The organism is Rossellomorea sp. GCM10028870 (assembly GCF_042666755.1).
GTDB lineage: Bacteria > Bacillota > Bacilli > Bacillales > Bacillaceae_B > Rossellomorea.
Genome location: NZ_JBHTGN010000001.1, coordinates 197,738 through 218,950 on the forward strand (window position 1 = coordinate 197,738; position 21,213 = coordinate 218,950).

General features: G+C 41.7%; 21 protein-coding genes and 1 riboswitch. Of the genes, 20 read left to right on the forward strand and 1 reads right to left on the reverse strand.

Annotation, left to right across the window (positions count from 1 at the left end):
* Positions 1-48 precede the first annotated feature (48 nt).
* The 9 genes from ACFQWC_RS01010 to ACFQWC_RS01050 all read left to right on the forward strand — a co-directional run bounded on the left by ACFQWC_RS01010 (position 49) and on the right by ACFQWC_RS01050 (position 11,297).
* Positions 49-1,002 carry an NAD-dependent epimerase/dehydratase family protein gene (locus tag ACFQWC_RS01010; protein ID WP_341356693.1) on the forward strand — a complete coding sequence of 318 codons (954 nt, stop codon included), beginning with the start codon at positions 49-51 and terminating at the stop codon, positions 1,000-1,002.
* Entirely contained in the window at positions 986-1,912 is a 927-nt protein-coding gene (locus ACFQWC_RS01015) for a lysylphosphatidylglycerol synthase transmembrane domain-containing protein (protein ID WP_377105672.1), read from the forward strand. Before ACFQWC_RS01010 ends, ACFQWC_RS01015 begins: the two co-directional genes overlap by 17 nt.
* Before the next feature lies 1 nt (position 1,913).
* Positions 1,914-3,377: an alkaline phosphatase family protein gene (locus ACFQWC_RS01020; RefSeq protein WP_299738875.1), complete on the forward strand. Its 1,464-nt coding sequence runs from the start codon at positions 1,914-1,916 to the stop codon at positions 3,375-3,377.
* Positions 3,370-4,128 (forward strand): glycosyltransferase family 2 protein, encoded by a 759-nt coding sequence (locus tag ACFQWC_RS01025; protein ID WP_377105674.1) that lies wholly within the window; start codon positions 3,370-3,372, stop codon positions 4,126-4,128. The genes ACFQWC_RS01020 and ACFQWC_RS01025 overlap by 8 nt, the downstream gene beginning before the upstream one ends.
* Before the next feature lie 59 nt (positions 4,129-4,187).
* The gene (locus tag ACFQWC_RS01030; RefSeq protein WP_299738870.1) at positions 4,188-4,937 is read left to right on the forward strand and encodes a hypothetical protein; all 750 of its coding nucleotides are present in this window, start codon (positions 4,188-4,190) and stop codon (positions 4,935-4,937) included.
* Between the two features lie 27 nt (positions 4,938-4,964).
* Positions 4,965-5,948, forward strand: a complete 984-nt coding sequence (locus ACFQWC_RS01035; protein ID WP_377105676.1) for an FTR1 family iron permease — start codon at positions 4,965-4,967, stop codon at positions 5,946-5,948.
* A gap of 112 nt (positions 5,949-6,060) precedes the next feature.
* The gene (locus ACFQWC_RS01040) at positions 6,061-7,539 is read left to right on the forward strand and encodes a nucleoporin-interacting protein (protein ID WP_377105678.1); all 1,479 of its coding nucleotides are present in this window, start codon (positions 6,061-6,063) and stop codon (positions 7,537-7,539) included.
* Positions 7,536-9,305, forward strand: a complete 1,770-nt coding sequence (gene uvrC / locus ACFQWC_RS01045) for an excinuclease ABC subunit UvrC (RefSeq protein ID WP_377105680.1) — start codon at positions 7,536-7,538, stop codon at positions 9,303-9,305. The genes ACFQWC_RS01040 and uvrC overlap by 4 nt, the downstream gene beginning before the upstream one ends.
* Positions 9,306-9,676: 371 nt before the next feature.
* A riboswitch (Lysine riboswitch) is annotated at positions 9,677-9,855 on the forward strand.
* A gap of 203 nt (positions 9,856-10,058) precedes the next feature.
* The gene (locus tag ACFQWC_RS01050; RefSeq protein ID WP_299738861.1) at positions 10,059-11,297 is read left to right on the forward strand and encodes an aspartate kinase; all 1,239 of its coding nucleotides are present in this window, start codon (positions 10,059-10,061) and stop codon (positions 11,295-11,297) included.
* A 94-nt stretch (positions 11,298-11,391) separates the two neighbouring features.
* Here the strand turns inward: ACFQWC_RS01050 and ACFQWC_RS01055 are convergent, their stop codons facing one another.
* Entirely contained in the window at positions 11,392-11,829 is a 438-nt protein-coding gene (locus ACFQWC_RS01055) for a YslB family protein (RefSeq protein WP_341356689.1), read from the reverse strand.
* Positions 11,830-12,182: 353 nt separating this feature from the next.
* Here ACFQWC_RS01055 and ACFQWC_RS01060 point away from each other — a divergent pair, with 353 nt between their 5' ends.
* The 11 genes from ACFQWC_RS01060 to ACFQWC_RS01110 all read left to right on the forward strand — a co-directional run bounded on the left by ACFQWC_RS01060 (position 12,183) and on the right by ACFQWC_RS01110 (position 21,103).
* Complete coding sequence (locus ACFQWC_RS01060) at positions 12,183-12,791, forward strand: succinate dehydrogenase cytochrome b558 subunit (protein WP_044340478.1); 609 nt, start codon at positions 12,183-12,185, stop codon at positions 12,789-12,791.
* Between the two features lie 71 nt (positions 12,792-12,862).
* On the forward strand, positions 12,863-14,626 hold the full coding sequence (sdhA, locus tag ACFQWC_RS01065; RefSeq protein WP_299738855.1) for a succinate dehydrogenase flavoprotein subunit: 1,764 nt from the start codon (positions 12,863-12,865) through the stop codon (positions 14,624-14,626).
* Positions 14,626-15,393: a succinate dehydrogenase iron-sulfur subunit gene (gene sdhB, locus ACFQWC_RS01070; protein WP_299739653.1), complete on the forward strand. Its 768-nt coding sequence runs from the start codon at positions 14,626-14,628 to the stop codon at positions 15,391-15,393. The genes sdhA and sdhB overlap by 1 nt, the downstream gene beginning before the upstream one ends.
* 146 nt (positions 15,394-15,539) lie before the next feature.
* Positions 15,540-16,022: an acyl-CoA thioesterase gene (locus ACFQWC_RS01075; protein ID WP_299738853.1), complete on the forward strand. Its 483-nt coding sequence runs from the start codon at positions 15,540-15,542 to the stop codon at positions 16,020-16,022.
* A 133-nt stretch (positions 16,023-16,155) separates the two neighbouring features.
* The gene (locus tag ACFQWC_RS01080; RefSeq protein ID WP_032087424.1) at positions 16,156-16,380 is read left to right on the forward strand and encodes a helix-turn-helix domain-containing protein; all 225 of its coding nucleotides are present in this window, start codon (positions 16,156-16,158) and stop codon (positions 16,378-16,380) included.
* A 282-nt stretch (positions 16,381-16,662) separates the two neighbouring features.
* Entirely contained in the window at positions 16,663-17,118 is a 456-nt protein-coding gene (locus ACFQWC_RS01085; RefSeq protein WP_299738843.1) for a MarR family winged helix-turn-helix transcriptional regulator, read from the forward strand.
* A gap of 9 nt (positions 17,119-17,127) precedes the next feature.
* A complete protein-coding gene (gene racE / locus ACFQWC_RS01090) occupies positions 17,128-17,928 on the forward strand; it encodes a glutamate racemase (RefSeq protein ID WP_299738841.1) in 801 nt (266 codons plus the stop codon).
* A 105-nt stretch (positions 17,929-18,033) separates the two neighbouring features.
* Positions 18,034-19,110 (forward strand): GerMN domain-containing protein, encoded by a 1,077-nt coding sequence (locus ACFQWC_RS01095; RefSeq protein ID WP_299738839.1) that lies wholly within the window; start codon positions 18,034-18,036, stop codon positions 19,108-19,110.
* A 120-nt stretch (positions 19,111-19,230) separates the two neighbouring features.
* On the forward strand, positions 19,231-19,968 hold the full coding sequence (gene rph / locus ACFQWC_RS01100; protein ID WP_299738837.1) for a ribonuclease PH: 738 nt from the start codon (positions 19,231-19,233) through the stop codon (positions 19,966-19,968).
* A gap of 16 nt (positions 19,969-19,984) precedes the next feature.
* The gene (locus tag ACFQWC_RS01105) at positions 19,985-20,581 is read left to right on the forward strand and encodes an XTP/dITP diphosphatase (RefSeq protein ID WP_377105686.1); all 597 of its coding nucleotides are present in this window, start codon (positions 19,985-19,987) and stop codon (positions 20,579-20,581) included.
* Positions 20,582-20,593: 12 nt separating this feature from the next.
* Positions 20,594-21,103, forward strand: coding sequence for a metallophosphoesterase (locus ACFQWC_RS01110; protein WP_299738833.1), 510 nt, complete (start codon positions 20,594-20,596; stop codon positions 21,101-21,103).
* The last annotated feature ends 110 nt before the right edge of the window (positions 21,104-21,213 follow it).

Genomic DNA, 21,213 nt, shown 5'->3' on the forward strand with positions numbered 1-21,213 from the left:
GGGAATTGTGCTAAACTAAACCTATTGTCTAAAAGTCAAGAGAGTGTGATGAAAGTGAAAATAGTGATTACAGGTGGTGCAGGATTTATCGGGATGCACCTTACCAAAAGACTCATGAGTAAGGATTATCAGGTTTCAATCATTGATTGTTTCCATGCTTATTATTCAACCGATCGAAAGAAACAGCATTTGAAAGAGATACAATTCCCTACAGGGGATTTATACGAGGTTGATTTAACAGATCGTGATAAGACCAAAGCAATCATCCATAAATTAAAGCCCGACGCGGTTATTCATTTAGCCGCATTGCCGGGAGTGGCCTATTCATTGGAAGAGCCACTGAAATATGTTGATTATGATATTAAAGCAACGATTAATACAATAGAGGCTTGTGGAGAAGCGGGAGTCAAGCGCTTTTTGTTCGCTTCATCCTCCTCTGTTTATGGAGATGAACCGGGAAGGGCGTTAAAGGAAGAGGATGCAGATGGGAGGACTATTTCTCCATATGCAGCTTCTAAATGGAGTGCAGAAAGCTTCTGCCATATGTATGCACATATGTACGATATGCATGTGAACATTCTTCGTTTCTTTACGGTGTATGGCCCATGGGGAAGACCGGATATGGCGATCCCTAAATTCATATCGAAACTTCTAAAGAACGAGTTCATCTCCATTTTTGGCAGTGATAGTGGACGGGACTATACGTATATCGACGATATCATCCACGGGATTGAATTAACCTTACAAAAGGGAAAAAGAGGAGAAACCTATAATCTGGGAAGTGGTCGGGTAGTGAAAATGACTAGATTGTTAGAGATTCTTCGTACCCATTTTCCTGAAATGAACGTGGACTACGACACGTACCGTATGGGGGATGTTCTTTCTACTCATTCAGATATTTCCAAGGCTCAATCGCACTTGGGATATTTTCCAACCACCACCATTGAAGACGGAATAGGGAATACCATTCTGTGGGCAAAGCAAAATGAGAAGCATTTATAAATCTTTTACGTACATAATCGGAATCGGGATCCTTTGCTACTTTATATGGTTCATTGCAACAGGTTGGGACCATCTGCAGTTTAAACGACTTTTATCTCAACTGATTCTTCATCCCGTCTTGGTGATGTCGGGGATGTTCATTTATGGTTCATCTTTTTATTTAAAAGGCATAGCCACGAAAAAACTATTAGGTGATAGCATCAAGCTTTCCAGTGCCATGTATGGGCTTTGGTACAGCTTGGCACTTAATCATCTACTGCCAGTCAAAGGCGGCGATGTGATTCGTTCGTATATTTTATATGAAAGAGAAGGATTGTCTAAATCAGCTTCGGCACAATCTGTTATTATAGTAAGGTTGATGGATATTCTCTCACTTTGTCTACTGGTGTCATTGGGGATATCGTTTGTAGCATTAGAAAATCCATTATCACCAGATGTCATTTTAGCTGTCGGAGGAATCACCCTGGCGATAGGGGTGGTCTCTTATTACAAACGTCAATTCCTCCATCATCAATGGAATGTCATGCTCTCCCTCATAAAGGGGAGGGGATTTTTCTATGCATTTTTCCTTGTTTTTATTAGTTGGATATTGGAAGCGGCCCTTCTGCTGTCTGTTTGCATCGCAACGAATACAGGAATCTCCACTTTTCAAGGGATATGGGTGAATAGTCTGACCATACTCGGGCAGGTTTTTCAAATTACTCCCGGTGGGCTTGCGAACTATGAAACGATCATGGCTTTTGGTCTCAGCCAATTCTCAATACCGATGGAAACAGGAATGGCAATCGCGGTTTTGACACATGGAATAAAATTCGCTTTCTCATATTCTGTTGGACTATATGCACTATTGAAACATCCTATTTCACCAACTCTTATAAAAAATTCAAGAAAAAGAAAAGGAGGGGCATGAAGTGAAAAGCGCCTCTAAGTTTGAAAAGGTAGCAGCACGCTGCTGGAATTTATTAAATGAAGGAAAGCCCTTCACACCCATTTTTACGGTAGGTACGATGCTTCTCTTTCATCTTGGTGATTTTGCATCGCTATCATTTTGGCTGAATTTCACGATTAGTTTAGCGATCACCCTGCCACTTTTTATATTATTTTTTGTTTATGACTTCCCCTTGTTTTTAAGAAACTATCTGTGGATACCGATTGTGGCTTATTTAATCATTGGATGGGAATGGAATCTCGCGTTATCCCTGTTAGGAATCGGTCTTTACTTTTTCTTCACGATTTTATTCTGGGGAACATTATATTACCACCTCCGCATCGGAACATCGTGGCTCAACTTCACAAGGTTCTGGAAGCTCGTATTGAAGAACAGTGACTCTACAAGTGGTAATGCTCAGGAGCAGCTTCCTAAATTTCTATTATTACTGGCTTACTGGCAGTACACGTACTCACTCCTCGATACAAGCCAGCAGCTGCCAATCGTTCAGTTCTTAAGCTTCTTTGGAGGTCTTCTGGTTTTCACATTCATTCTTCACCGTTATTTATTCGACTGGAAGCCCAAGATGTATGAAGAATATGCTAAAGATGCAGAAGATTGGAAAGAAGATCGGGCAGATCGTGTCGTGGTCATCGTAGTGGACGGAATGAGGAAGGAACGTTTTCAAGAAGCGGAAACCCCGTTTTTGGATTCCCTCAAGGCAGAAGGAACAGAATTCTCCAACATGGAGACGGTCTATCCTGCCCGCACGGTTGTCTGCTTTTCATCCATGTTCACCGGGACGTATCCATACGAACACGGGATCACCTCGAATATGGTTTGGAAGCTGGGGATTAAAGTCGAAAGCATTTTTGACTCTTTACGTAAAGTAGGGAAGAAGGGAAGGCTATTAGGGGTTGCCCATCTGGTCGATTCCATGGGGTCTGACGTTGATACGTTCACAGCCGTCATGCATAACGATAAAGCCGATCCAACAATCATGAAAAAAGCGAAACATATCATGAAAGAGCAAGATCCGGATTTATTCATCGTACAAATGATCGGGACCGATCAAACCGGTCACAGTCGCGGGGTTTTATACGACGAGTATTTACAAAAAATAAATGAAGCAGACCGATTGATTGAAGACTTTGTCCAATGGATGAAAGAGGAAGGCAAGATGGATAACACAACATTATTTATCTGTGCCGATCATGGACAGGCTGATGGAATCGGAGGACACGGACATCTTGATGAAGGAGAACGATTCGTGCCATTTATCATGCATGGACCTAATATCCATAAGGGACGCAAGGTGGAATCAAAGCATAGCCTTGTTTCCATGGCCAGCACCATCGCTCATATTCTGGGAGCACCATTCCCCAGCCATGCACGTGGACCTGTTTTAGAAGAAGCATTTAGAAGAAAGGAAGAACATCGTGAATAAACAGAAGGTTGTTGTTTTTTTGCCTGCTTATAACGAAGAAGAAACCATCGGGGATGTCATCCGTGACATTCCCAGGGAGTTTCATCCTGATGTTCAGGTGGAAGTACTTGTCGTGAATGATGGGTCGACCGATGACACCGTTAAGGTTGCAGAAGAAGCAGGAGCAGACTATATCGTACATATGGAACGTAATTCAGGCTTAGGTGCGGCAGTAAGAAGAGGGTTAAAGGAATCACTGCTAAAAGGGGCGGATATCGGTGTCATGATTGATGCGGATGGAGAATACCCTGCATCTCAAATACCTGAGCTGTTAGAGCCGATCTTTACAAATCAGTCAGATTATACAATGGGATCCCGCTTTAAGGGGACCATCGACGGGATGAGAATCCATCGACGCCTCGGCAATTATTTTTTTACCTTACTACAATGTGTGTTGCTGAGAACCTGGATCTATGATGGTCAGTCAGGGATGAGGGCGTTCTCTAAACAAGTAATGGAACATGCAGAAATCATTCATGACTATAATTATGCTCAAGTGGTGACTCTAAATATCATGCGTAAAGGTTTCAGAATGACGGAGGTGCCGATTGAATATAGAGTTAGGACGAAGGGACAGTCCTTCATCAAGTTCAAAGCCTATATGTTTAATGTGCTTCCGGCTATCGTAAAAGAAATGAAACGGCCTGTTGAAAAAGTGGATATAGATTATAATGTTCACAAAATTTCTGCAACATCCATTGAAGGCCTTTAAAATCGTATTGACAAGTATAATGATAATCATTATCATTGAAAATACAGGAGGATTTCCGTATGAAAAAAAGCCTTTTTTTTAGTCTTTCACTGATATTTATTCTCAATTACATATTTATCCCGTCGCAGGCATCTGCTTATTCTTATGGGGATCCAGGAGAAGAGAAAATCGCTGAAGCGTATAAAGAGCTGGAAAACAGCTTAGCAAATGATGACTGGGATACCGCGAAGAAAATATATGATTCGTATGAAAAGGATTTTGAGCTGTATTTTTCAAAGGTGCAGCCCGACATAAACAAAGCGTTCGAGGAAAAAGACAAGGATCTTTTATTAGAAAGCTGGAGAGCGGCATTGATGCTGAATATCGAAAGAAGACTGCATTTTGCCCAAGAGCAGTTTGATGACTATGGCCAGGCAAAGCTTCTCCTTGCAAAGGCAAGAGGTACCTTTAATGTTTTAGAACCTTTTATGGTGGAAGAAAAGGGCCAGGAAGATGCAGATAAAATCTATGCTTCATTTGATTCTGCGTTAAATTCTTTGGGCAATCCGGGATTGTTTGGAATCGGAAGCAAGGATAATGATCCCGAGGCTTTCGATAAAGAAGTGGAATCAATCATCGATAGCTTGAGACCGTTATTTCCGATTCCTTCTGAAAAAGCGGATGAAAGTCATTTAAACGAGGAGAATCTTGGGTTTTTAGATGGGATTGGTGAAGGAGGAAGTTCCAGCTTCTGGCTTTACTTCTCAATTGCTCTGATTTTGATTCTCATTGTTCTGATTACGATCAATAAGCGTAAAAATAAACAGTAGCACCGAGGTAACAAAGGGGGAAATAAATTGGATTTCCAAGCATTTTTGATCACACTGAGAGAGTCTTTAGAAGCGATTCTTATTGTAGGGCTGATTCTTTCTTATCTTACAAGATTGAAAGCAGACAAATATAAGAAATGGGTATACGTGGGAGTATTGCTTGCTCTTGTATCCAGCTTTTTAGTCGCTTTACTGTTCCAAGTCGTCTTGACAGGTTTTGCAAGCTTTGGAGCGGAAGTATATTTAAAGGTCGGAATCATGTTTGCCTCTGTACTTCTGCTGACTCATATGGTTGGCTGGATGAGGAAACAGTCTAAAGGAATTAACACGGAAATGGAGAAGAAAATCAATGCGGCCCTGACGGCAGGAAGTGTATCCGCCATGATTATTCACTCTTATCTCATTGTTCTTCGTGAAGGTGTCGAAACCGTGTTTTTCTTCGCTGCCATCAGTGGAGGAGACGTAACGAAAGTATTCACAAGTTACGGAGCGCTTAGTGGATTATTACTTGCCACGGTTCTCGGTTATGCGTTCTTCTCAGGTGCAATGAAATTCAAATTGAAAACGTTCTTTAATGTGACAGGTTTGCTGATTATGTTCATCGCAGCCGGCTTACTTGTTCAAGGAGTAGGAATTCTGCAGGATCTTGGGATAATGGGGTCAGTATATACAACAGCAGAAGGAAAACCAGCGGAAGTATATAATCTTGTGGAGATTATGCCTGAACACTTTCAAGATGAGCTTCACTATGAGAGAGACACAGGTAATGAGGTTCTGATCAGTGGTCAAGTCGGTCTGTTCATGGCGGCAATGTTCGGCTATAGCCACAACCCGACGATCGAACAGGTGCTTGCCTATTGGTTCTACTTCGGATTCGTATTCTTATGGATTTACCTGATCCGAACGGATAAACTCATTAACCCATTTAAACGGAAGTCCGTGCCTGCAGGGATCGAACAACAGAAAAAGACAATCAAAAAATCGGATAATGTGAATTCAATAAATGCTTAAATCCCCCTGAACCAACTCATGATTGGAAACCATTCTTAGAAAGCCTTACAATAGGCTAAGAAGGTTTTCAAACTGAGTTGGTTTTTATTTGGAGAGAAACAGGAGAAAATCAATGACCGATAAACATTTGAACAAATGGTTGATTAGTATACTGGTTGTTTTCAGCCTGTACTTTATATACAGACTTATATTGCTTCCGCCCTATGCTTCAAGCTGGGACGAAGTCGATTATGCTCTCGGAGTCATCGAATTTGATTTATTGAAGATGCAGCCTCATTTTCCAGGGTATCCTTTTTTTATTTTCGGGGGAATGATGGTTCACATCTTTATCGATGACCCGGTTCTATCGCTTCAGCTTTTTAATACGATATTGATGGTTAGCTCGATTTTTCCTGTTTATTGGCTATTCGGCCATTACCTTGGGAGAAAAAAGGCCATCATTGCGACGCTTTTCCTATTTTCCCTTTCATATCCGAGCACGATGACCGTTCAAGCAATGAGCGAAGGTGCCGCTATCGCAGTGTTATGGTGGTACTTATGGAGCCTGCACAGGGCTGTCATACAGAAGACGAAGGATGCGGCTGTTCTTCCCATTCTCTTATTAGCCATCTTGATGGGAATCCGGTTATCCTATATCGGTTTTGGTGTGGGGATCCTATACTATTGGTTTGTGTTTTTGAAGGAGAGCGGAAATAGTTCAGAAAAAGTGAAAGCCATCGCTTTTCATCTGATTCTCCTCCTACTCTCTCAAGGGGTATGGCTATCGGCTTTGGCAGCCAATGCAGGAAGTCTCCATACCCTGTTGCAGATTGCCTTTGGGTTTACAGACGGACACTTTACTGAATGGGGAGGAACGGTAGAGCCCGATACAGGATTTTTTGATAGATTAGGGAAATATATATTTATCAATATAGGTTGGAACGGATTATTTACTCAATCACTTTCCATCGTGGTCATCACGTTGCTCCTCTTTCTAGTTACGGGTAAAAATGGAGGAAGGTGGACGAAACCTGGTACAGGCGTTACATTACTCCTGATTGCATTCAGCTCCTATTTTTTCTGGGGCCTATTTGCTCAAAATATTGATAAGCCGAGACATATTCTACCTCTGGCCTTATTACTCGGATTTTTCTTATTAACTGGATGGATGAAAAAACTTAGTACCTTGAAGATGATCATCCTGAGCCTGTGGTTTATTTTGCATATAGGAACAAGTGTGAGTGTGTTGTCAGGCTACCACTCTTCACCACCAGCAGTATATAAAACTGCGTCATTCTTCGAGGAGAAAAATGATGAAATTCCCCTGATAGTGTACACATGGGAAGAAACAAGGGTATACTCGTATCTTGATGTACCGTACTCACATAAGCGCGTGTTAACGTATGCTCAATTTCTTCAAGACATTGAGCATACACAAAAAGAGATCTATCTGACCGATGCAGTGGTTAATGGATTTAAACAACAGGGTATTGAAAACCTTGATCGAAAAATAGAAAAAGTCCAATCATTTCATTCACAGGAGTTATTCGATCCTGTTTATTCAACCATCACAGTCTATAAATGGGTGGACAAGAAGGGAGAGAGACAATGAACCCAACCATAACCAATAAATTAGCTCTATTACCAGATCAGCCCGGATGTTATTTAATGAAGGACAGGCAAGGCACGATTATTTACGTGGGAAAAGCAAAAGTATTGAAGAATCGTGTTCGGTCCTATTTTACGGGTTCTCATGATGCAAAGACTCAACGCTTAGTAGGAGAAATAGAGGACTTTGAATACATCATGACCTCATCTGATCTGGAAGCCCTTGTACTCGAGATGAATCTAATCAAAAAATATGATCCTAAGTACAATGTCATGTTAAAGGATGATAAAAGCTATCCTTTTATTAAATTAACGAACGAAAGGCACCCAAGGCTCATCACTACCCGTAAAGTTCAAAGGGGGAAAGGGCGGTACTTTGGTCCTTATCCAAACGTAGGAGCCGCTAATGAAACGAAAAAGCTGCTGGATCGTTTGTATCCGTTACGGAAATGTTCCACCCTTCCCGATCGGGCGTGTTTGTACTATCACATGGGCCAATGTCTTGCTCCTTGTATTAAAGAAGTGAGCAAAGATACGTACCGTGAAATGACTGACGAAATATCCCGATTCTTAAATGGAGGCTACAAGGACATTAAGAATCAACTAACGGTGAAAATGAATGAAGCATCTGAAAATCTGGAATTTGAAAGAGCGAAGGAATTCCGTGATCAAATACTCCACATTGAAGCGACGATGGAAAAGCAGAAAATGACCATGACTGATTTCACCGATCGCGATGTATTTGGCTATTCGGTCGATAAAGGCTGGATGTGTGTACAAGTATTCTTCGTACGACAAGGTAAGCTTATTGAACGGGATGTGTCACTGTTCCCTCTATACAATGAACCCGAGGATGAATTTCTTACTTTCTTAGGACAGTTTTATTCAAAATCCAATCACTTTAAGCCAAAGGAAATATTTTTGCCTGAAGTGATTGATGAGGAACTGGCTGCTAAGCTGTTAGACGTGAAAATCACCCAGCCAAAGCGGGGGAAGAAGAGAGAGCTGGTGAAGCTTGCTGAGAAAAATGCGAAGCAGGCCCTTGAAGAAAAGTTCGCCCTAATTGAAAGAGATGAGGAAAGAACGATTAAGGCAATTGAACGTCTTGGTGAACATATGGGCATATATACTCCCTTCCGGATCGAAGCATTTGATAACTCGAATATTCAAGGTTCCGATCCCGTGTCTGCCATGATTGTGTTTCTTGACGGGAAACCCGCGAAGAAAGAGTATCGAAAGTACAAAATCAAAACCGTCAAGGGTCCCGATGATTATGATTCCATGCGGGAGGTTGTTCGCAGAAGGTATACGAGAGTCTTGAAGGATGGTCTCCCTTTACCGGATCTCATCATTATCGATGGCGGGAAAGGGCAGATTGAAGCGGCGAGGGATGTCATTGAGAATGAATTAGGTTTGGATATTCCTCTTGGCGGCCTTGCGAAAGACGATAAGCATCAGACGTCAGAACTGCTGTATGGGAATCCTTTGGAAATTGTTCCTCTTGAAAAGCGAAGTCAGGAATTTTATTTGCTGCAACGGATTCAGGATGAAGTTCACCGATTTGCCATCACGTTCCACCGCCAGCTCAGAGGGAAAAGCGCCTTCCAGTCCACCCTGGATGAGATTGACGGCATCGGACCGAAGCGTAAGAAGCAGCTTCTTAAACATTTTGGTTCCATGAAGAAAATGAAAGAAGCGACGGTGGAGGAGTTTATTGAGATAGGGATTCCGGAAGCTGTTGCGAAGGTTTTGAATGAGAAGTTGAAGTAAAGGATATTAGAATCTAAGTGTTGTTGATTATGGTCTTAGTTTACGTGCAATTAGCTGTCAAATTCAGTATGTCTTCCCACTTATCCCATAAAGTCTTTGTTGCATTAGAAGCACAGAGTGGATTGTAGCGGAAGGCACTTTACTCCTGCGGGAAATAGAGGAAAGGTCGAGACCCCGCAGGGCAAAGCCCTAGGAGGCTCGACTTCCTCCCCGCGGAAAGCGAGCACCTGCAGCGGAAATCAACCACCGCATGCTCATTCAATACAGCTCACGAAAGAATAATAAAATGAAATATTGTTTCAATTAGACATTGAATCAATATTTCCCCTGTGCTATAATTAACAAAAATTTATAACATTATCACTTTTTAAAGTGGTGATAGAGGTGCGAGCTTCAAGAGTACAGGCAAAGAGGAGTATGAGCTCCGTTGAGATGCCTGAAAAGGGGAGATTCGCCGAAGTGGTTTCAGTCTCATGCTGATTCCGCTGGTTCTACGTTTAAGAAATGTAGGATTGTCAAGATGATTCAATCTTGGAGAGCTATCTCACAATGCCGATGAACCTATTTTGTTTGTTCTGCTGTATGTTCATAAAGCAATGAGATATTATTCTCATTGCTTTTTTTATTATCCAGCACAGGAACTTTTCTTGGAAAAGAACCTGTTCTATGAACGTGTAGGATGATTGTGATTGTACTCTTCACCATCAAAAAATGAGTCGTGAATTTTCACTCAATGAGAAAGAGGGAGAAGCTATGAGTATTATTGTTCAGAAATTCGGTGGGACTTCAGTAGGTTCTGTAGAAAGAATTCAAAATGTTGCGTCAAGAATTGCGGAAGAAAAAGAAAGAGGTAATGATGTAGTGGTGGTGGTATCTGCCATGGGGAAAACGACGGATACCCTCGTTGGATTGGCAAGGGAAATTACATCACAACCGAGTAAAAGAGAAATGGATATGCTGCTCTCAACCGGGGAACAGGTGACCATTTCACTCCTTACGATGGCTCTGATCCAAGCAGGACATGATGCCATCTCCTTTACAGGCTGGCAGGCCGGGATTGAAACGGAATCCGTTCATAGCAATGCGAGGATTACCAATATTCATACTGAAAAGATGATGGACCACCTCCAATCCGGGAGAGTTGTGATTGTAGCCGGATTCCAGGGCATGACAGAAACGGGTGAAATCACAACACTCGGCCGCGGTGGATCGGATACAACTGCCGTAGCGATTGCAGCTGCCCTGAAAGCAGAGCGTTGTGACATTTATACAGACGTAGACGGGGTATATACGACAGACCCGCGTTATATTAAAGGGGCAAGAAAGTTACCGTCCATTTCCTATGATGAAATGCTGGAACTGGCTAATTTAGGGGCTGGAGTCCTGCATCCACGGGCAGTGGAATTTGCCAAGAATTATCAAATTCCGTTAGAGGTCAGGTCAAGTATCGAAAAAGTTGAAGGAACGTATATTGAGGAGGAAGCAAGCATGGAACAAAACTTAATTGTGAGAGGCGTAGCCTTTGAAGCTGAAATTACACGTGTCACTGTATTTGGACTGGGTAACGCATTAACTGGACTATCTTCAGTGTTTACCACTTTAGCCAAAAATCATCTGAATGTAGACATTATCATTCAAAGCCAGACCGATCAGAATACGACCAATTTATCATTTTCGATTAAAGAACAGGATTTGGAGGAGACCCTCGCTGTTCTGGAACGAAACAAAGAGCAATTAGGCTTCACCCATGTTGAACATGAAAGTGAGCTTTCCAAAGTATCCATCGTGGGCTCCGGTATGATCTCAAATCCAGGTGTTGCAGCGGAAATGTTCGAAGTATTAGCTCAAAATGACATCGTGGTGAAAATGGTCAGCACCTCTGAAATCAAAGTATCTGCAGTGGTAGACGAGAAAAATATGCAAAAAGCGGCAGGCGTCCTACATACTGCATTTAACCTGGACGCGGTGAAGATGGAAGAAATCACGCTATAATACTAAAGCAGCATAGAACGGGACAAGTGAAAAAGGGTTGCCCCATCAAGTGGGGCAACCCTTTATTAAAGAATTAAAAGTATGTTGTTCAGGACTATTCTACTTTATCTTTTTCGTCCCATCTTACAATCACTTTAACTGAATGACTCCGTTTATGTAGTTCGTCAGCAGCTTCTGCCACACATTTTTTTTGTAACTGTATTTGTTCGGCAAGAAAGCCCGTTTCCAGTTTAAATGTGACATCCGACTTTAAGGAAAGGCGTCGTTCTATCACCGGTCCGCTTATTTCAAAGGTCATCTCATTCTTTTTTTGTTCCAGCAGTGCAAGAGTTCCCCAGCCGGCTTCATCGAAAAACGATACCAGTTCTTCTGATGACTGAAGGGGGAATTTCCGAGAGAGCTGTTTTCCACCCCAGTATAAAATATCGGGTGTATGCTTTCCTAAAATTTCTGGAATCAACATGTCACGTAAAATTTCATATCCGAAGATTGGAACGGACGGTTGATGTACTTCTTCTTTTTTCTGTTCCAAGTAAATCCCCTCTTTCTATAAAACTATTATATACATGAAAAGGGGAATTATCATCCCATACTTCGAAAAAATAACCATGGGATATTTTGGTGGTATAACTTTTATTTGATATTTATTTGAATTTTCGAACATTTAACAAGGCAATACCTCATCTTTTTTGTTATCAATATATTAAAAATATTTTTGCGATATTGTCGAATTTATGTATACGTTTTCTTGACGCTTCCACTCCTTGGGAGTAAAATGAACATGTCACATAATTGTTACAATATAAAATATGTATCGTCGTCTAGTCATTCTTAGAAAATGCATTAGAAAACGAATTCATATTTTATCATTAAGGGGGGTAAATCATGGCTGGAAATCGAGAATTTAATTATCGCAGGCTTCATTCATTGCTAGGTGTTATTCCAGTTGGATTATTTTTAACACAACATTTAGTCGTGAACCATTTTGCCACTGGTGGGGAAGAATCATTTAACCAAGCGGCACACTTTATGGAAAGTCTTCCTTTCCGTTATTTCCTTGAAATTTTTATCATCTTCCTTCCATTGTATTTCCATGCAATCTACGGAATTTACATTGCATTCACTTCTAAGAACAATGCAAGTAAGTTTGGCTATTTCCGTAACTGGATGTTTTTACTTCAACGTGTTTCCGGAGTAATCACATTTATTTTCGTTACATGGCATGTGTGGGAAACGAGAGTTGCGGCAGCATTCGGAGCTGAAGTGAACTTTCAAATGATGGAAAACATCTTATCAAATCCATTCATGCTAGGGTTTTATGTACTGGGTGTTCTTTCAACGATTTTCCACTTTGCGAATGGTCTTTGGTCATTCTGCGTAAGCTGGGGAATTACCGTTTCACCTCGTTCTCAATTAATTGCTACATATGTTACGATCGGAATTTTTGTAGCGTTATCGGTTGTCGGTATGCGCGCAATTTTCGCCTTCGTATAAGAAGAAATAGATACAAGTCTAATAGATTCAGTAAATGCTCTGAAGTATGGTAGGAAAAGGAGTGAGTCACGATGAGTAAAGGGAAAATCATCGTTGTCGGTGGCGGTTTAGCCGGCCTGATGGCCACAATTAAAGCAGCAGAAAAAGGAACGCAAGTAGATTTATTCTCACTGGTACCCGTTAAGCGTTCTCACTCTGTATGTGCACAAGGTGGTATTAACGGAGCCGTTAATACTAAGGGAGAAGGAGACTCTCCTTGGGAACATTTTGATGATACAGTGTATGGTGGGGATTTCTTAGCGAATCAACCGCCGGTTAAAGCAATGACTGAAGCGGCACCAGGAATTATTCATTTACTCGATCGTATGGGAGTAATGTTTAATCGTACACCGGAAGGGTTACTGGATTTCCGTCGTTTCGGTGGAACACAGCATCATAGAACCGCTTTCGCCGGTGCAACGACTGGTCAGCAATTATTATATGCTCTGGACGAGCAGGTTCGTCGTCATGAAGTAGCAGGACTAGTGGATAAATTCGAAGGCTGGGAATTCCTTGGCGTCGTGGTAGATGACGAAGGAGTGGCAAGGGGAATCGTTGCCCAAAACCTTCAGACAATGGAAATTAAATCGTTCGCAGCGGACGCCGTGATTATGGCAACAGGGGGACCTGGAATTATCTTCGGTAAATCTACAAACTCTGTCATCAACACCGGTTCGGCAGCATCAATCGTGTATCAACAAGGTGTTTACTATGCAAACGGTGAGTTCATTCAAATCCACCCGACGGCCATCCCTGGGGATGATAAGCTTCGCCTGATGAGTGAATCTGCCCGTGGTGAAGGTGGACGGGTTTGGACATATAAAGATGGTAAGCCATGGTACTTCCTCGAAGAGAAGTATCCTGCATATGGAAACCTTGTTCCACGTGATATCGCAACACGTGAAATCTTCGATGTGTGCGTAAATCAAAAGCTCGGTATCAACGGTGAAAACATGGTTTACCTTGATCTATCCCACAAAGATTCAAAAGAGCTTGATATTAAGCTTGGTGGAATCATCGAAATTTATGAGAAGTTCATGGGTGATGATCCGCGTAAAGTGCCAATGAAAATCTTCCCTGCGGTACACTATTCTATGGGTGGACTTTGGGTGGACTATGATCAAATGACAAATATCCCTGGATTATTCGCTGCTGGTGAGTGTGATTATTCTCAGCACGGGGGTAACCGCTTAGGAGCAAACTCATTACTATCCGCTATTTATGGTGGTATGGTTGCAGGACCTAATGCCATTAAATATATCGAAGGTTTAGAAAAAACGGCTGAGTCGGTACCTTCTTCTTTATTCGATCGTTATGTGAAACAGGAAGAAGAAAAATGGAACAACATCATGTCCATGAATGGTACTGAGAATGCTTACGTCATTCATAAAGAGCTTGGTGAGTGGATGACGGATAACGTAACCGTTGTACGTCATAACGATAAACTTAAACAAACCGATGAAAAGATCCAGGAATTGATGGAACGTTACCAAAATATCAATATCAATGATACGGCTAAATGGAGTAACCAAGGGGCAATATTCACCCGTCAATTGTGGAACATGCTTCAGCTTGCCCGTGTTATTACAATCGGTGCATTGAATCGTAACGAGAGCCGTGGGGCTCACTACAAACCTGACTTCCCTGAACGTAATGATGAAGAATTCCTGAAAACGACGATGGCAAAATACAATGCTGCGACGAATTCTCCGGAATTCCATTACGAAGAAGTAGATACTTCACTGATTGCACCACGTAAGCGTGACTATTCTAAGAAAAAAGGGGGAAATAAATGATGAGTGAAAACAAAAGAGTCCGTTTTATTATTACTCGTCAAGAAAGCCCGGAAACAGCCCCTTTCCAAGAAGAGTTCGAGCTTGATTATCGTCCGAATATGAACGTCATTTCTGCATTGATGGAAATTCGTCGTAATCCGGTCAATGCAAAAGGGGAACAAACTACTCCGATTAACTGGGATATGAACTGTCTGGAAGAAGTATGTGGAGCTTGTTCAATGGTGATCAACGGGAAACCGAGACAGTCTTGTACAGCTTTAGTTGATCAATTGGAACAACCGATCCGTCTTGAGCCTATGCGCACTTTCCCTGTCGTTCGTGACCTGCAGGTTGACCGCAGCCGCATGTTTGACAGCTTGAAGAAAGTAAAAGCATGGATCCCGATTGATGGAACATACGATCTTGGTCCCGGACCGCGTATGCCTGAGAAGAAACGTCAATGGGCGTATGAATTATCGAAATGTATGACATGTGGTGTATGCTTGGAAGCATGTCCAAACGTAAACAGTAAATCGGACTTCATCGGTCCTGCTCCATTATCACAGGTTCGCTTGTTCAATGCCCATCCAACAGGGGCTATGAACCAGGATGAGCGGCTTGAATCGATCATGGGCGATGGTGGCCTTGCAAACTGTGGGAACTCTCAAAACTGTGTTCAATCTTGTCCGAAGGGTATTCCTTTAACAACTTCGATCGCTGCACTGAACAGAGAGACGACGTTCCAAATGTTTAAAAACTTCTTCGGAAGCGACCATATGGTTGACTAATCTTAAACATCTAAAAGCACTTTCCTTCGGGAGAGTGTTTTTTTGTCCTTTATAGGTTTCTTATTTTTCAGAAAAAGCTTATAATAAATAATGAATGGTGATTCATTTTCTTGTTCCATATTCATTTCCCAAAAGGAGGAGCCAATTTGAACCATTTTACATACATTGAAGATATAGAAACATGGCAAAAAGAGTTTTCATTTTCAATCCATATAAAGGTTCGGTTTTCCGAAACTGATATGTTTGGACATATGAACAATACGATTCCATTCACTTATTTCGAAGAAGCTAGAATCGAGTTTTTTAAACACAAAGGGTTTATGCAAAATTGGGTAAAACCTGATCATGAGACGATTCCTGTCGTCGCAGATTTACAATGTGATTTTGTTAAACAAGTATTCTTCGACGAACAGCTGAAGGTATGTGTGAAGGCAAATAGTGTGGGTAATTCCTCTGTAGATTTACACTATATGGGTCTGAATGAAAAAGAAGAGGTTTGCTTTACAGGTAGAGGAACCATGGTCCAAATATCGAAACAGACTGGAAAAGGTGTCCCCTGGACGGAAGAAATGAAGGCAAAGCTTGACTGCAAAAGGCGGTTTCTTAGCCCTTCGGAGTGTGTGAAATAATCCGTTGCCTATTTTTCATTTAACTTCCTCCTCTATGTCACTCTAAACCCTCCCTTCACATATGATATTCTGACGACCGACAATACCCATCCCCGCGGTTTAAAGCTGGCGAAGGCAAGGAGGGTTACCATAATTGAAGGACAATGATTTTACACACAAACCGTTGCTCACCAAAAGAGAAAAAGAAGTATTCGAACTGTTGGTTCAAGACAAAACAACTAAAGAAATTGCTAGTGATCTATTTATTAGCGAGAAAACAGTTCGAAATCATATTTCCAACGCCATGCAAAAGCTTGGAGTGAAGGGGCGATCTCAAGCTGTTGTAGAGCTTCTTCGCATGGGGGAACTCAAGCTTTAAATGTAAGGGACTGATTCTAATGGCAAACAATTAACGGGTCTTCCGCGGATACCTTTTAATGTTTGAATGAGAGTCAGTCTCTTTTAGTTCAGGTCCATTCGTGAACTTGTCTTGAATTTTCAGCCGAAAAAGGCGAAAATGCTAATAAGGGGAGTCTAGGCTGAATGAAAGGTCACTTAGGTCCCATAATATAATAGAAGCTAAAACAGGAAGGTCTACATGACCGATTCCCGTTTTCAATAAGGAATTATGTCCAGTTTCTGATTTAAAAGGAGAGTAATCATGACGAATTCTAAAGAAATCATTGGAGATTTACAAGTTGTTGCAGATATTGAGAAAGACCTGCGATACATATCCTCCATCATCAAGCAAAAGGGAAGAGAAATCTTAAGTCAGTACACCATCACCCCGCCGCAGTTCATAGCGCTGCAGTGGTTATTTGAATATGGAGATATGACCATTGGTGATCTTTCGAATAAAATGTATCTTGCATGCAGTACCACGACGGATCTAGTTGATAGAATGGAGAAGAATCAGTTAGTGGAACGCGTGAAGGATGAAAATGATCGTCGAGTCGTTCGGATTCATATGTTAAAAGAGGGCGAAAGAATTATTGAAGAAGTTATCAATAAAAGGCAAAATTATTTACAGAGTGTCTTAACGGATTTCTCTGAACAAGAAGTGCTATTATTAAAAGATAATTTAGCGAAACTTCATCAAGAAATGAAACAAGAATGAGGGAATAATGTGATTCAACCAATTGGCATCATTGATTCAGGGGTAGGGGGGCTAACCGTCGCTAAAGAAGTGATGCGGCAGTTACCTAAAGAAACCATCTATTATCTCGGTGACACAGCCCGTTGTCCCTACGGACCCAGAACAGCTCAAGAAGTGAAAATATTCACATGGGAAATGACCCAATATCTCATGCAATTTGATATGAAAATGTTGATTATTGCATGCAATACGGCCACTGCGGTTGTGTTGGATGAAATTCAAACCCATTTGGACATCCCGGTAATAGGCGTCATCCATCCTGGAGCGAGAGCGGCTATCAAGCACACTCATAATAAGAGAATCGGAGTATTAGGAACAGTGGGGACAATTAATAGCGGCGCTTATGTAGAAGCTCTTCACTCCCTGCACGGCAGCTTGGATGTCACGTCACTCGCCTGTCCGAAATTTGTCCCCTTAGTAGAAAGTGGGGAATACAATAGCTCCATGGCGGCAGACATAGTAGAAGAGACTCTTCACCCTATCAAAGATTCGGATATTGATACGTTGATATTAGGGTGCACCCACTATCCGCTCTTACAGCCTAAGATTAAAGCCTATATGGGTCCGGAGATCAGTGTGATAAGCTCCGGAGATGAAACGGCACGGGAAGTGAGTACGATTCTTGATTATTACAATCTCCTATACAAAGGAGTCCAGCACCCACAGCATCGCTTTTTCACTACAGGGTCATCGGCCATCTTTTCAAGCATTGCCTCCGATTGGCTGTCAGTCGGGGAAGTGAAAGCAGAAACCATTCGATTACAAGAGTAGGATCTTGTGATCGGATGGTTTTTTTATTTTCAAAAAGTTTCGGTCTATTTTATAGAACAGGCTCGTATATATGTTAGTACAAACTGTCTTTTAGGAGGTTTCCCAATGGCGAAAAAAGCGAAGGTGTCAATTGCTGTAACGGTTTTAGCTTCTTCTGTATATCTTTCAGGTTGTGGATTACTCAGTTTCGGTGATGATAAAGAAAAGATCGATCCTCCTCAAGATCTATCCTACTTAAAAGAAGGGGAGAAAGTGGATACGGCTAAAGGAGAAGACGGGGAGAAAGAAGTGAGCAAGGAAGAAGCAAAGGCTGAAACGGTCATGACAGAACTTTATTTAATCGATAAAAATGGATATGTTGTATCACAATCACTCCCACTTCCAGGTGAAGAAAGTGTAGCTAAGCAAGCTCTTGAGTATCTGGTCAAAAATGGACCGGTTGAAAATGTGCTGCCGAATGGGTTTAGAGCCGTACTTCCGGCAGATACGCAGGTGACGGTCGATATTAAAGACGGAACGGCCATTGCCGATTTCTCTCCGGAGTTCAATAACTACCAGCCTGAAGATGAGCAGAGAATTCTTCAGTCGGTCACGTGGACGCTTACTCAATTTGATTCTGTTGAAAAAGTAGAGCTTCGGGTGAACGGTTATCCACTGACTGAAATGCCTGTTAACGGAACACCGATCGATGAAAAAGGATTAACGAGAAAAGTAGGAATCAACGTGGATACTTCTGGTGTTGTGGATCCTACCAGTACAAAACCACTGACGGTTTATTATGTGTCCCAAAGTGACGATAAAACGTATTACGTACCTGTTACCAAGCGCGTGAGCTCAAATTCAGTGGATGAAGTCACGGCAGTTGTGAATGAATTAATAGACGGACCAGGATATTCATCTTCACTTGCAAGTGATTTTACAGGTGCAAAACTATTAGATGATCCGAAACTTGAAGATGGAACCGTTACATTGAATTTTAACGAAGCAGTTTATGGAAGCCTTGAAGAAAAAATGGTTTCTGAACATATGCTGAATTCTCTGGTTCTCTCTTTAACAGAGCAAAAAGGAATTAAAGGAGTCTCTGTACTAGTGAATGGGGAAGCAACGGTAGTGTCTAAAGACGGCGAAACCATCACAGAACCAGTGACAAGACCAGAAAATGTGAATGCAATTAGTTTTTAAATAACAATTTTTTGATATACTATGATAGAAGCACCCGAAAAGAGGTTGGCAGAATGCCGCCTCTTCTATTTTTGATTAGACCATTTTTACATAACGCACGAAAATACAGGAGGTAATGATATGAGAACAGATGGTAGAGAAAAGAATCAATTGCGTAATATTGAGATCGAGACGGATTATGTTAAGCATCCGGAAGGCTCAGTCTTAATAACGGTTGGAGAGACGAAGGTCATTTGTAATGCCAGTATCGAAGAACGTGTGCCTCCTTTTATGAGAAATAGTGGAAAAGGGTGGATCACGGCTGAATATTCCATGCTGCCAAGAGCAACTGAAACAAGAAACATCCGTGAATCTTCTAAAGGGAAGGTTTCAGGAAGAACAATGGAAATTCAACGTCTTATTGGAAGGGCATTAAGATCTGTAGTCGATTTGGATGCATTGGGAGAACGGACAATCTGGATTGATTGTGATGTCATTCAAGCAGACGGCGGGACAAGAACGGCTTCGATCACGGGAGCTTTCGTTGCCACGGCAATCGCAGTGGCTAAGCTTCAAGACAGTAAAAAAATCTCTTCCTTTCCGCTGAAAAGTTTCTTAGCAGCCACAAGTGTGGGGATTGTTGAAGTGCATGGAGCGGTTCTTGACTTGAATTATATTGAAGATAGCAGCGCATTAGTGGACATGAACATCATCATGACGGGTGAAGGCGAATTTGTAGAGCTGCAGGGAACAGGGGAAGAAGCAACCTTTACGATGGATCAATTGCATCAACTGTTAAAACTCGGACAAGAAGGAATCCACGAGCTATTCCAAATTCAGCAGCAATCATTAGGAGAAATAGTAAAAAGATTTCAATAAAGGGATGAGATTGTAGATGACAAAACGAGTGATCATAGCCACTAAAAACAGGGGAAAAGCAAAAGAATTTCAACATATGTTTGCTCCACACGGATATGAGGTACAAACATTACTAGACCTTCCTCATATTGAGGATGTTGAAGAAACCGGTGAAACGTTTGAGGAAAATGCCATTCTGAAAGCTGAAACGGTTGCGGAAATATTAGGTGAACTGGTGATCGCAGATGATTCCGGTTTGGCCATCGATGCCTTGGAAGGCCGTCCGGGAGTGTATTCTGCCCGCTATGCCGGTGAAGAAAAGAGTGATGAGGCGAACATGGAGAAGGTATTAAGCGAACTGGAATCTGTTGAAGAATCCGACCGTACCGCACGTTTTCACTGTGTTTTAGCGATTGCCGGACCGAATAGGGAAACCAGAACCGTTACGGGAACATGCGAAGGCACGATTTTACAAGAAAAAAGAGGAACGAATGGGTTTGGGTACGATCCGATTTTCTACGTTCCTACTCTTGGAAAATCCATGGCTGAACTAACACAAGAAGAGAAAAGTCAAATCAGCCATCGTGGAAATGCATTGAAAAAACTTAAGAACATAATCTCAGACTTTATTTAAAGGGTGAGCTGAATGAAACTATTGGTTGTAAGTGATAGCCACGGTTCAAAAGAAGAGCTATTGGAGCTATCGGAGAAATATCATTCTACCGTAGATGCCATGGTACACTGCGGAGATTCTGAATTAAGTGCAGATGACCCGGCATTATCTCCCTACCTTGTAGTGAGGGGGAACTGTGATATGGATGCCAGGCTACCCGACGACCTTATTGAAAAGGTTGAGGGCAATTCAATCATGGTGACTCACGGTCATCTGTATGGAATTAAAATGTCACTAATGAAGCTTCGTTATAAAGCAGAAGAAGCAGGCGCCCATTTTGTTTTCTTTGGACACTCCCATACGTTAGGCGCAGAATTGAATAATGGCATTTTGTTTTTAAATCCGGGCAGCATTCTTTTACCGCGGGGAAGAATGGAGCGCACCTATGCCTTGGTAGAGGCTCAGGATCAAGAGATAAAGGTAACATTCCTGACTCATGATCATGTGGCATTGGACGAATTGACTCAAACATTTCAACTGTAAAATCATCGTGAGAACCTGCTACGGCAGGTTCTTTTCATATAGATATTTCATGAAAAAATGACAGCTGAAAATAAAATAAAACTTTTTTTGAAAATCTGTTGACTTATTGA